A 13,433-nucleotide genomic window follows, 5' to 3' on the forward strand; every position below is an offset into this window, starting at 1 on the left:
ATTTGGTTCTACCAACGAAACATTCCTATGGAATGACTTGTTTCTACGAATCCATATCTTATTCTATAACGCCAATTTCAGCAATCGAAACTGTTTGCGCTTTTCCTACCGCAGCTGTAACGACAAATTTCAAAAATCTTGCTTTTACTGCAGAAAAACTTTTAATTTGTTCAATTGGGTTATGTTTAATATTCGAAAATTCTCCTTCTGATTGTTTATCCCAATAAAAACTGTCTAAACTTGTATACAATTCATAATTTGAAATCAAATTTAAATTGTTACCAACCTGTTGCGGCGTATAGGTAAAACCTTTGATACTGATCAATTCTCCCATATCTATAACAACACTTTGTGGCAGTTTGTTTTCTTCGTTTCCAAAACTCCAATCTGTATTTGCATTTCCGTCAATTATTCGCTCTACAGATTTACTGTCACCACTAGAAACCGAAATCACTTTCCATTTCTCTTTAGAAACACCATATTTTGCCGACTTTATACCACTGTTGATTTTCTCTTTAGCATTTCGTGAAATAGCTTTAATTTCTACCTCTTTATTATACACGAATGGTGATTTATATAAAGTGCTTTTTTCAGTAGGCGCTTTTCCATCCAAAGTGTAATAAATAGCATTTCCTTCTTCTGATTTAATTATAACTAAACCATTTTTATCTCTAAGAATTTGTGGCTCTTTTACAAAAGTCGGCGCATTGTAAGCTTCGATTGTACTGATTACAAATCCCGATTTTGCATCCAATACATTTACTCTCAGGGCAGTTGCGGTAACTCTGTCTAAACGCAAAATTCTTTTGTAGCCAATTGTAGTTTCATTGGCAATTGTTTTCCATTGTCCGTCCACTTTTACTTCAATAGAAAACGCTTTTACACGCTGACCCAATTTAATATATTCTTGAAGTAAAATTCTATTGATTGCTGTTGGCTTTTTAAACGTAAATTCAACTGTAGCCTGTTTTACTTTATCGTCTGTTGCCCAATACGTATTTTTGTTTCCGTCACTCACATTTTGAGGTCCGAAATTAGAATCGTTTGCACGAATGTTCGAAGCCTGAACCTGAGTTCCTGCCAAAAGTTCTTTATTGAAATCGGCTTTAATTGTGGCAACCAATTCTTTCAATCTTGCCTCGTCATTTTCATGAACCAAACCGCGAGTATCAACTGGAAGATTTAATAATAAAGTCGCATTTCGTCCAATCGATTCATAATAAATATCTACCATTTCGTCAAGCGAACGAACTTTATCATCTTCAACTGAATGATAAAACCATCCTGGTCTTATAGAGACATCAGCTTCTCCCGGAACCCATTTTTCTCCGTCTTCATGTCCAGACATAAACTCAGAGTAATGTACTTTTCCAGCCAATTCATCTTTCTGGCGAAGTAACGACCAATTGGTTTTTCCTGCACGACCTTCTTCGTTTCCAATCCATCTTGCTTCAGATGGTCCAACGCCCCAAACTAAGGTTTTCGGTGCGATATCGTAAATTAGTTTATAGGTTTCATCCCAATTATAATAAGTCAACGAATTGATTTTTCTAGTTTCATTCGCACCTCCGTAATAGCCATCTCCACCGTTTGCACCATCAAACCACATTTCAAAAACATCTCCGTAATTCGTCAATAATTCTTTTAACTGATTTCTGAAATATGTTATATATTCAGGCTTGCCGTATTGTGGATGATTTCTGTCCCAAGGCGAAAGATATAATCCTAACTTTAAATCGTATTCTTTACAAGCAGTAGCCAATTCTTTCACCAAATCTCCCTTTCCGTTTTCCCAAGGCGAATTTTTTACAGAACGTTCTGTATAAGCCGAAGGCCATAAACAGAAACCGTCATGATGTTTGGCAACCAGAATAATTCCTTTCATTCCAGCCTCTTTTACCACGCGCGCCCATTGTCGAACGTCTAATTGCGACGGATTAAAAAGTTCCGGAGATTCGTCTCCATACCCCCATTCTTTATTGGTAAATGTATTTAGCGAAAAATGCACAAAAGCATAAAATTCCATTTCCTGCCAATCGATTTGTTTTTGTGTCGGAAGTGGTCCAAAAGGCTTTGGAGCATTTGTCAATTCCTGACTTGAAACATTAGAAATTACCCCAAAAAGACATAAAGAAAGGAATATTTTTTTCATTGCTGATTTACTTTTGAATAATCTATAAAGCATAAATGTAGTATAAATTGAAATCTTGCGAATAGAATTTCGACCAACAGCATTTTTTACAGTATTTTGGTATGAAATGGTTTTATTTAACTAATTCGTTTGAGTATACTATTTTAAAAGTTGCCTAAAAAATAAAGCCCAAATCTGTAGACTTGGGCTTTATTAGTATATTTTGATTGTAGTCTTACAACTTGAATATTTTATTTACAGAGAAAATGTATTGCTTTAACTATCAAAAGCAATATTAGCTTAGTTGCCAACAACTGCTTTTAAAGCTATATACTTTCCAATATCTTTAAAGTTATGTCCTTTTTCTCTCATAGCTTTAATGAAAGTTGGCGTTGCACCAACCGCTTTTGCACCCACAATATCATTTAAATCTAGATCTGAAAAACCCAAATCCTTATATTCCTTAATTAAATCTGCCGTGATATTTTGCGATTTTAAAGCCGTAAGATCTTCAGACGAAATGTTTTTATAACCTACTTTTTCAAATTGACCAACATATTCTGCAGTTACATTTAAAGCTTTTAAAGCAATTAAGTCGTCATTTGAAAGATCATTATAGCCCATTTTCTTAAATGAATCAATATAAGCTTTATCTATGTTTAAAGTTTTGAAAGCAATAATATTGTCCTCATCTTCTTCTCCATTTTCATTCTTTTTTGTTTTTGCCGAAGAGCGGTAATCATTAATATACTTTCCGTCAATATTTTGAGATTTTAAAGTGATCAGATTTTCTGGAGAAACATTTTTATATCCTGATTTAATAATATCTTCAATAAAAGCTTTATCAATGTTTAAGGATTTAAAAGGAATCAGCGTTTCAATATCTATATTTCCAATTCCAGCATCTTTAATAGAATCAATATAATCTTCACTTACGTTTAAAGCCGCCAACGGAATTACTTGTTCTTTGTCTACATTTTTATACCCTTTTTTATGCAGCATTTTTACATACGAGGTTTTTATATTTACAGCAAAGAAAACCATAAGATCTGTATCATCTGCCAATGTAATTCCTTGTGCAGCCATTTCTTTGGCAAAATTTTTATTGCCAACAAACTTATACGTTCCCATTCCGCTATTTCCTTCAAATTTTCCGGTAAAGTTCATTGTTCCCGCTTCACGCGTTAGAGAAAATGTTCCTTGTTTATCTTTTGATAATCCGCTAAACTCGCTAATATCATAAGTATGAGTAGAATGGCTATTCTCGTCGTTTTTAAATTCCATTTCTACCGTATTACCTTTGATTGTGGCAAACCAGTTTCCTTCGGTTTGATCACCTTTTTGAGTGTTTGGACTCCCTTTAGTTTCTTCGTTTTTAAGATTCGAAGTTAGCGTCTGACTTTGCGCTGCCGGTTGATTAAAAAGGCAGGCAAATAATACCAATAATGGTAACAGGAAAAAATATTTCCATGTTGTGTTTACGTTTGATTTTTTTGAATTCATCATGATGATTCGTTTTTTGAGTAATGATTGATTATAATTAGTTGTAAGACTCAAAGGAAATTGTGGCGCCGCTACTTTAAGCAGGCTAAATTGATAACTTTCTTTTTCTACGCTACCTTGTTGTAGCATTTCGTTATCGGTCAAAAATTCAAGATTACTTTCTAATGCTTTTCGCCATTGCCAAGCAAAAGGATTAAACCACTGAAAAATAAGTACGATTTCTGCAAGCAAAAGATCAATAGTATGTTTTTGCTCAATATGAATTTTTTCATGCAGCAAAATCTGATTGTACGTTTCCCATTCGTATTTTTCAGGATTTATAAAAATATTATTAGCAAAAGAACAAGGTGCTTTATCGCCTGTTATTTCGACAATTCTAAATTTTCCATCCTGAATAATCTCTGATGTATACGCTCTGTAAAATAATATAACAGCTTGCATCAAAAAATTAAGCGCAAAAACAATGACACCAAACCAATACAAATACACTATCCACTGCATGACCAAAGTCATATTAAATTGTTGCTTTGTTTCATTTACTAAAACTTCATTTACAGGAAGTGCTTTCAGCTCAGCAGTTGGTTCTTTTGCAACTGTTTTTTTTATGGAAGGAATAGCTGCAGTTACTTTCTGTTTTTGAAGGGAGAATTGCTGCGGAATCGGAAGCAACGGCAAAGTAAAAGCTACTACCATGCACGCCAGCAAAACAAATCTATTCAAGTTATAAAAAGTTTCTTTCTGCAAAAGCAGCTTATAAAACATAAGGCAAGCAAAAAGAATAAGTGCTGTGTATAGAATATAAGGTATCATTTAGAATCTTTTTTTATCATGTTTACGATTTCGTCCAATTCTTTTTCGGTTAATTTTTGCTCTTTAGCAAAAAAGGCAAGCATTCGTGGATAAGAATTATCAAAATATTGACTCACAACATCTTTCAGCGCAAATTGTTGATATTCTTCTCTTTGAATTACAGGAAAAAAGCAATGCATATTCCCTATTGTTTCCCGATTTAAAAACCCTTTTTCTTCTAATATTTTGACAATCGTCGCAACACTATTATAATGTGGTTTGGGAGCTGGCAACAATGGAATAATATCTCTGATGAAGGCTTTATTTAAATCCCAAAAAACCTGCATAATCTGTTCTTCTCGTTTGGCTAATTTTATCATAGTAGAAATCTTTTGACAAATATAACTACTAATTAATTAGTAGCAAAACTAATTAATTAATATTTATACTAATAAATTAGTTAAACCAGTAATTACGGAACATTCAGGTAATAAATTTCAACCTTTAACAACCTAAAAAACAATCAATTACAACATAAAAGTAAAGTTTAGACACAAAAATCAATATATTTTTGATCTATTAAATTAATGCCATCGGAAGTTTGTAGAAAAATTTCAGGATAAAGAAGGAAAGAAGAAAGTTCCTTTTTTTGTCAATTCCTGACTAGAAGATTGAATATTTTATTTTAGTCTTCCAAGCTAATCTTCTTAGTTCTAATTTTTGAAATCGAAATCAAAATCACAGACAAAACCACAAAAGAGATTAAAACAAATACTCCGTTTATAAGCGCTGTTTGCAACCCGAGTTTTGTAACATCTATAAAAGGATAGGGATAAAAACTCGAAATAAAACCATGAATTATGGTATAAATCATATAAATAATCGGGTAAACCAACCAAAACCAAATGGTTTTAAAAGAGATTCTATCTGGGCTTACAAAAAACAGCCAGAAAAAGAAAAATAAAACAGGAACAACAGTATGGAAAATTTCGCTTACAATGCGATGGTGTCCTTGCAAATCTAAAATTGGACGAAGGAGCAAATTAAAAACAATTCCGACAATCAAAATGTAAACTGTAATTGCAGTGATTGTAGTACATTTTTTGAAAAAAGCATTTGCCTTACTTTTACCGCCAAATAGCAACAAAGCACTGCAAAGAAAAACGATTGTATTTGTTGTGATAGTAAAGAAACTAAAAAAACGAACTGCTGCGCTGAAAAAAGTAAATTCAGGATTTTTTAACAGCAAATAAAACTGTACAGGCAAGCCATATAATTCTAGGGCAAAAATAATACCCAGCAAAATCTCCCCTTTAATTGTTGTGGTATTTTCTTTTTCCATATTTCACTTAAAGTCAGATTACTAAAGTAAAACATTTTATTCAAAATAGCTACAAGACTCTTTTCTGTTTTTCGCTCTCAGCAATAGTTTTTTCAAGCCTTGAAAGTTGTGTTTTTTCCTGTTTGGCGCTCATAATCCAATGAATCATAACTTTCTTGTATGAAGGTGCTTGCTTCTCAAAAAACTCCCACGCGGTTTTGTTGCTTTTAAACTCTTTTTCGTAGGATTCCAAAAGCGGAACTGGTTCTTTTTCGTGCGAATAAATCTTAGACTTATTTTCGGTTCTAAAACTAAACGCTTTCAAACCAGCCTCTGTCATCAAACCCACTTTTGTCAAATCTTCTATCTTTTGAATATTAATCGTACTCCAAATGCTAGAAGACTTTCTTGGAGTAAAACGAATCGTATAACTTTCCGTATCAATAGATTTTCTAACACCATCAATCCAACCAAAACAAAGCGCCTGATCAACCGATTCTGACCAACTCATAGAAGTTTTTTTACTCGTAACTTTATAAAAACCAACTAAAAGTTCTTTTTCTTTCTGATGATTTTTCTCGAGCCATTTTCTAAAGTCTAATTGATCTGCGAAGAAAGTTGGTGTCATTTGTTTTTTTCATAAATGTATAAAGAATCTCGCAAAGTCGCAGAGGCGCAAAGTTTATTAAAAAAAACTAAACCATATAAGTTATATAAGCAATTTTAAGTTTTGACTTAATTGAACTTATATAACTTATATGGTTTAAAAAAACTATATTTTTGAAAAATAGTATTTCTAACTAAAATATAAATGAAAAAAATAATACTTTGCATTTTTAGCCTCTTCGCATTATGCAATTGTCAAAATAAAAAAGAACAAACTGAATTAAATAGCTCTGAAATTAATGATATCACTAATGTTATAGAAACTGTTTTAATTCAAGATAGCTTGGATGTTTTTTCTAAAAATAAAGATTCAAGAATCATTCGTAACGAACTTAGAAAACTGCATATAATTGTTCCAGAAAAAAGAAAAGACGGAATAAGTTTTCCTCCACCTCCAAGAGACATTTATATTAACTCATTATTAAACAGGAAAATAAAAAATGCGAACTTCTTTTCTTCTAATAATTCTATTTACTTACTAAAACAAAATTCAAACCTAGAAAGTCTAAAAATCGAACATAATCTTCTTAACAAATTAAATGCAAGCACAATTGAAGAAGTTGAGAAGAAACATAAAAATGGTGAAAATGTTAGGTTTTATGAAATGACTATTCCCGTTTTTTCTTCCAATAGACAAAGAGCATACATTCAACTAGATTATTTTTGTGGTCATCTTTGCGGAAGTGGCAAAGCGATCTATCTGCAAAAAATAAATGGTAAATGGCAAATAATTGAAAAATGGCGTACTTGGATTAGTTAACCCCAAAATAAACCATATAAGTTATATAAGCAATTTTAAGTTTTTGACTTAATTGAACTTATATTACTTATATGGTTCAAAAACTTTGCGTCTCCGCGACTTTGCGAGATTAATTCACTTCAACTTTGATTGTTGAAGCTTGTAAACCAGAAGCCGTCGCTTTCAACTGAATCTTTTCTTTCTTCCCATTCGACTGAATAATTACAACGCATTTTCCATTAAACAATTTACAAGAATTGGCTTTAAAAGAATCTAAATTAGCCTGATAACCATTATCAACCCCAACTAATTTTCCTCCGCCTGTTACTTCAAAATTGACTAAATCCATTGCAGTTGGTAATAAGTTTCCATCTTTATCAACCATTGAAACGGTTACATAAACCAAATCGTAAGTGTCATTTTTGATTGTAGTTTTTTCAGCTTTTAAATCAATTTTAGAAGCTTCTCCTGCTGTGCGGATTTCTTTCTCTAAAACCACTTTTCCGTTCTTTCTTGAAACGGCTTTTAAAGTTCCAGGTTCAAATTTTACGCGCCATGAAATATGCAAATCATCATTTTGTTTTGATTTTTTTCCTAACGACTTTCCGTTTAAAAATAATTCTACTTCATCAGCATTATTATAATAGGCCCAAACTTCGACTTCTTGGTCTTTTTTCCAGTTCCAATGCGGTAAAATATGCAGAACAGTTTTGTTAGACCATTCGCTTTGGTACATATAATAAACATCTTTTGGAAGTCCAGCTAGATCAACGATTCCGAAATACGAACTTCTTGCAGGATACGGATACGGATCAGGTTCTCCAATATAATCAAAACCTGTCCAAATAAAAGTTCCTGCCATGAAATCCTGCCTTTTGATAGTTTTCCAGTTTTCTTCGTGCGTTGTGCCCCAATACGATTTTACCTGATCATAAGCCGAAACCGTCCAATCTGCATTTCCATCAAACGGAGCACCGTGTTTTGTTGGCCAAGCTTTAATTCCGTCAGGAAAATCATAATGGCCACGTGTTTCTAAAGCCGAAACACTTTCTGAAGCTAATATTTTCTGTCCTTTAAATTTCGTTGGAAAATCTTTATAATCTTCGTGTTTGTAATTGAATCCCAAAAGATCTAAAGCTCCAGACTGATAAATAAAGTTTTTCTCAATTACATTTTCGGTCAAAGCCGAAGTTACTGGACGAGTTGTGTCTAGTGATCTTACAATTTTAGCTAATTCTCTGGTAATCGCGATTCCAGTTGAATCAAACTGTTCTCTGATTTCGTTCCCGATACTCCACATCATAACCGATGGATGATTGCGATCTCTTTTGATAAAATCTTCTAAATCCTGTTTGTGCCAAGCATCCCAATCTTTATGGTAATCGTTGGTTACTTTTTTCTTTTTCCAAACGTCAAAAGCTTCGTCCTGAACAATGAATCCCATTTCGTCGCACAATTGCATCATTTCCAACGAATGCGGGTTATGAGACATTCTGATCGCGTTTGCTCCCATTTCTTTCATCAAAGTCAGTTTTCTTCTAACCGCATGAATATTTTCAACCGCACCCAAAGCGCCATTATCGTGATGCAGACAAACTCCGTATATTTTAGTTGGAACACCATTTAATGAAAATCCTTTTTCTGAATCAAAATTGAAGTATCTAAAACCAAGCGGTGTTTCATAGGTATCAATTAAAGTTGAGCCATCATAAACTTTAGTGCTTATTTTATATAAATATGGATTTTCTGTATCCCAAAGAATTGGGTTTTCCATATTGATATTCTGTCTAACTTGTAATATTGAATTTGCAGGAATATTTCCATCAGAAATTCCTTTTGCTACTTCAATATTGTTTTTATCTAAAACTGTCGAGACTAACTTAAAAAGTTTATTCTTAGTCAAATCATTCTTTACGTCAATATCAATATCAACAACAGCTTTTTCTTTAGAAATAATTCTTGTAGTTACATAAGTTCCCCATTTTGCTACATGAATTTTATTAGTTGCAACTAAACGTACATTTCTATAAATCCCTGAACCTGTATACCATCTTGAATTCGGTTGTGCATCGTTATCAACTTTTACGGCAATCGTATTTGATTTTCCAAAGTTTAAATATTGCGTCAAGTTATATCCAAAAGAAATATAGCCATTTGGACGAATTCCTAATGATTTTCCATTAATGAAAACTTCACTGTTCTTAAAAACACCATCAAATTCAATCGAAACTGTTTTGTTTTTCCAATTTGCAGGAATAGTAAAAACTTTACGATACCAGCCTTTTCCAGCCGGTAAAAATCCTTGTGCTTGTTTGGTTTTGGCATCTTTATCAAAAGCGCCTTCAATACTCCAATCGTGCGGTAATTGAAGCGCTCTCCAATCTGATACATTGAAATTGGCATTTATTGCCTCTGGATAATCTCCTAATTTGAAGTTCCAGTTTTTATTGAAATCTTCTACAATTCTGGCTTGTTTTTGTGCAAAAACTGATACCGAAAATAATAAGGCAATTGTAATTTTTTGAAATATGTTTTTATGTTTAATCATAAATATGTTTTTTATTCTAATTGTATTTTTCTGTAGAGACGCACTGCAGTGCGTCTAACACACAGTATGGACAATTGGAGCGTAGACGCACTGCGGTGCGTCTCTACAATGCGATCCTAATTAAACCACTGTTCCTTTGTCACTCTGCCTCTTTGAACCTCAAAAAACTTATTGAAATTCGAAATTATCCAACATTAATCCCTTCAAATCATCTCCTTCAAGCGTAATTTTATACGTTCCTGCATTAATATAACCGCCAGAAGTCGTATTCAAAATTTTCCATTTTTCTGGTGAAGGGAAAAACTCAATCGTATCATTTCGCATTAAAATTCCGTACGCATCTTCCATTTTGAATTTCACTTTCATCGGAATTTCATTTCTATTCATAAAACGAAAACGCATTAAATAAATTCCGGCAACTCCTGGTTTAACTTCAAACTCGATGCTATTGTTTGTCTTTTTTGTGAACTCAATATAATCGGCTTTTTTGAAATTTCCTTTTTCTATTCCAGTTCCCGTTATTTTTGCCTTTTCGGCTTCAATAATTACAACTGGTCTCGAATCGTCTTTTTCGCCCATATCGTAAGTTGGAACGACCGCAATTGTGTTTATATTTTCTGAATTATCAAAAAGAACCTTCTCGCCTTTCTTTACTTTTTTAGTAAAAACTACATATTCGATTTGACTGCTATTTTTAGCTTTTTCTTCTAACTTTTTATATTCAGAAAATCGCTCTAAATTCAAATTTTTATTATCTATAAAAAGATATAATTCTGAATCTTCTTTAGCTGTAAACGATCCTTTATTTTTAGAATTAGATGAAAACTGTAAATAATCAGCACCAAAAACCTCTGAAGGCAATTCGGTAAAAACAACATCAGAATCTGAATATTGTTTTGAATTAATATCCAGCCATGAAGCTACTCTGTTAGTTTTATCATAAGAATCTAAAACCAGATTCTGAATGTTTCTTGGAGATTCGCCTGCTGGTCTTGCATGAATATCTTTCGTAGCAATTGCAATCGCCGAAATTAACGCCTGTGAAGCTTTAACATTTGGAAATGAAATCACAATTTTTCCGTTTGTACTTTTTACTTTAAATGTTTTCTTCAAAGCGTTATCATGTCCAGCTTCTGCCAAAATATCGAAATCTTTTAAAACAACATTATCGTTGATGGCAACATCAAACAATCGCCAGCCTTTGCAATCCATTCCGCCTCCAGTTCCGTACCACGGTTCTGTGAAATATAATTCAACTAAATATTCGCCATCTGGAACTGGAAATTCGTAACGCAGTTTATCTACTCCGTATCTAAAGCTCTGGAATAATTCTGGGTCTTTTGTTCCGTTTATCGGGTCGAAAGTTGTTCTTTGACTGGCAAAAAAGTCTGGAAGTTTTTCAAAATTATCTGTCCAAGATAAAGAGCCCCAAGTATTTTGTCCGTTCTTATGAGTATCCGTTAACCAAGTATTTCCAGCAGAATCTGTTAATTCAGAACCTCCGCAATTTACTCTATAAATGTAATTATACCCTTTTTGGGCTTTTGTTATATCTGTTTTCTCAGACGTTAAAGCATCAAAACTTGGTGCTTTTGGAAAGTTATTTAAAACGATATAATCTTTAGCAACCGCTTTTTTGTTTACATACCCAACAGCATATAAAACATTGTACTGAATATTGACATTATTGAACTGAAAATGCTGTCCGATTCCTGGATTTTTTAGTTTTCCAAGTGAAGCTTTATTGACATCATTAAATAATTCTACTTCGTCACAATTCGAATAAATATCGATTCCGTTTTTGATTCCCGGCTTTTCCCAACGACTTGGCCAAGTGTGAGAAACGATATACACCATCGGATTGGTTTTGTTCGAAACATAATTGGCGCGATACATATAAAATGCATCTAAAGGTTCGCCCCAGATCGTGAAAAGTCCTTTGTAATTTACCGGACCAACTTTGTCAATATCTCTAAAACCTTCACCGTTTTGCACTCGTCCCGGATTTTCGTGCGAAGCAAAAAGCCAGTTGAATTGTCCCGCAATTTTATCTTTTACCGATTCGGCTTCTCTAACTTTAATTTCCATCAATTGAGAAAAACGGTTTTCGCTTAAAGTTCCTTTTTGGTCAAACTCGCCTTCGGTATGTAAATCGGCAGAACGCCATGCGCCGTATTCTCCGTTTAATAACTGAGTAGTCATTTCCAAATGATACTTTAACGGATCTCCGCCATACGTTCCCGACCAGTTTTGAACGACATTCCAATCTGTTCCTTCTCCACCGTTACAAGTTGTTACGATTCTTTGCGATGCTGATAACGGATCCATTTCGCGGATAATCTGGGTACATTCTTCTGCAAATTCCTTCGGAATAGTGCTTTCATTCTGCAATCCCCACATTACTACAGATGGACTGTTTCTGCGTTCTTTAATCCATTCTCGTAAAAGGGTTTTGAAGTTTTCTTTAAATTCTGGCGTATCGTACCAAATATGTGCTGAAAACTGGCTCCAAAACAGGATTCCGTTTTCGTCTAATTCTTTTTGATATAATAAATTATGAGGCTGATGCGCTTCTCTAAAAGCATTAAATCCGCCTGCTTTGATTTGTTCGATTCGGGAATGAATCATTTCATCTGAAAACGAATGACTTTTTCCAATCAAATGTTCGTATTCGCAAACACCGTTTACAAAAATAGGTTCATCATTGATGAAAAAACGATTGTCTTTTCCGTCACGACTAACTGGCCAGCTTACCCAACGAATTCCGTACGAAGTTGTTAACTGATCGATTATTTTTCCGTTTTCATAAACAGAAGTCACCAATTTATACAAATATGGATTAGATGGCGACCATAATTTCGGATTCTGAATCTCAGGAAGTGTCAGTGCTATTTCCTTTGTTTCTCCCGAATTGATTTTGTTGTCACTTTTTATAATAACAACTTTCTTCCCCGTAGCATCAAGAAGGATATTTTCAATAGTAAAGTTTCGTTGTGAAGCGCTGTAATTCTTGATTTCTGTAGTGGTATGAAGAATTGCTTTTTGTTTGGAAACCGATTTGTCATTCCAGATATGAACGCCAAACGGCTGAATTCTCACATCATTTGTAACAACCAAAGAAACTGGCCTGAAAATCCCCATTGGCTGAGAACCTTCAGAAAATCCCCATTCTCCTGAACAACCTCCGCAAACCCAAGGCAGATCGGCAATAAAAGAGGGATGCGCTGCTTTAACTACAATGATATTTTCTTTATCGAAAGAAACCGCTTTGGAAATGTCTAAGGTGAAAGTAGTTCTTCCGCCTTTGTGTTCGCCCACTTTTTTACCATTTACCCAAACTGTTGCATAAGAACTTACGCCTTCAAAATAAAGAAAATGCTGTTTTGAACTGTCTTTCTTATCGAGTTTTAGTGTTTTTTTGTACCAAGCGGTACCATGTAAATTTCCATGTTTTGTTCTTCTGAAACCATAATACTGATCCCAATTGTGAGGCACACTAACCTTTTGCCAATTGGAATCAGTTTTTGGATTTTCTACAAAATCTTCTTCTTTCAGCGGAAGATTATCCAGTATTACGGTTTCCCAAGACGAATTCAGTGAAATTTCTTTACGAAACTTCCCCGAATCTTTGCTCTGACTCCAAACAAAGCAAAGACTTGAAAAAAAACAAAAAATAAAAAAAACTATTCTATTCATATTTTCAAAACCATATAAGTGATTATAAGGTTGTTTAAGT

The 13,433-nt window shown here is 33.6% G+C and carries 8 protein-coding genes; 1 reads left to right on the forward strand and 7 read right to left on the reverse strand.

Annotated elements, in window-relative coordinates; genetic code table 11:
- Window positions 1-58: 58 nt before the first annotated feature.
- From PQ463_RS08695 to PQ463_RS08715, 5 genes are all read right to left on the reverse strand, one after another.
- Window positions 59-2,152 (reverse strand): alpha-L-fucosidase, encoded by a 2,094-nt coding sequence (locus PQ463_RS08695; protein WP_274257299.1) that lies wholly within the window; start codon window positions 2,150-2,152, stop codon window positions 59-61.
- Between the two features lie 279 nt (window positions 2,153-2,431).
- A complete protein-coding gene (locus PQ463_RS08700) occupies window positions 2,432-4,444 on the reverse strand; it encodes a M56 family metallopeptidase (protein ID WP_274257300.1) in 2,013 nt (670 codons plus the stop codon).
- The gene (locus PQ463_RS08705) at window positions 4,441-4,803 is read right to left on the reverse strand and encodes a BlaI/MecI/CopY family transcriptional regulator (protein WP_274257301.1); all 363 of its coding nucleotides are present in this window, start codon (window positions 4,801-4,803) and stop codon (window positions 4,441-4,443) included. The genes PQ463_RS08700 and PQ463_RS08705 overlap by 4 nt, the downstream gene beginning before the upstream one ends.
- 305 nt (window positions 4,804-5,108) lie before the next feature.
- The gene (locus PQ463_RS08710) at window positions 5,109-5,765 is read right to left on the reverse strand and encodes a Pr6Pr family membrane protein (RefSeq protein WP_274257303.1); all 657 of its coding nucleotides are present in this window, start codon (window positions 5,763-5,765) and stop codon (window positions 5,109-5,111) included.
- Between the two features lie 49 nt (window positions 5,766-5,814).
- Window positions 5,815-6,372 carry a YdeI/OmpD-associated family protein gene (locus PQ463_RS08715; protein WP_274257305.1) on the reverse strand — a complete coding sequence of 186 codons (558 nt, stop codon included), beginning with the start codon at window positions 6,370-6,372 and terminating at the stop codon, window positions 5,815-5,817.
- 183 nt (window positions 6,373-6,555) lie between these two features.
- On the opposite strand from PQ463_RS08715, the gene PQ463_RS08720 reads away from it, so the two are divergent.
- Complete coding sequence (locus PQ463_RS08720; protein ID WP_274257307.1) at window positions 6,556-7,170, forward strand: hypothetical protein; 615 nt, start codon at window positions 6,556-6,558, stop codon at window positions 7,168-7,170.
- Between the two features lie 109 nt (window positions 7,171-7,279).
- On the opposite strand, the gene PQ463_RS08725 is transcribed toward PQ463_RS08720, so the two are convergent.
- Window positions 7,280-9,697: a glycoside hydrolase family 2 TIM barrel-domain containing protein gene (locus PQ463_RS08725; protein ID WP_274257309.1), complete on the reverse strand. Its 2,418-nt coding sequence runs from the start codon at window positions 9,695-9,697 to the stop codon at window positions 7,280-7,282.
- A 168-nt stretch (window positions 9,698-9,865) separates the two neighbouring features.
- The gene (locus PQ463_RS08730) at window positions 9,866-13,393 is read right to left on the reverse strand and encodes a malectin domain-containing carbohydrate-binding protein (RefSeq protein WP_274257310.1); all 3,528 of its coding nucleotides are present in this window, start codon (window positions 13,391-13,393) and stop codon (window positions 9,866-9,868) included.
- Window positions 13,394-13,433: the final 40 nt, after the last annotated feature.

It is taken from the genome of Flavobacterium sp. KACC 22763, from assembly GCF_028736155.1.
GTDB lineage: Bacteria > Bacteroidota > Bacteroidia > Flavobacteriales > Flavobacteriaceae > Flavobacterium.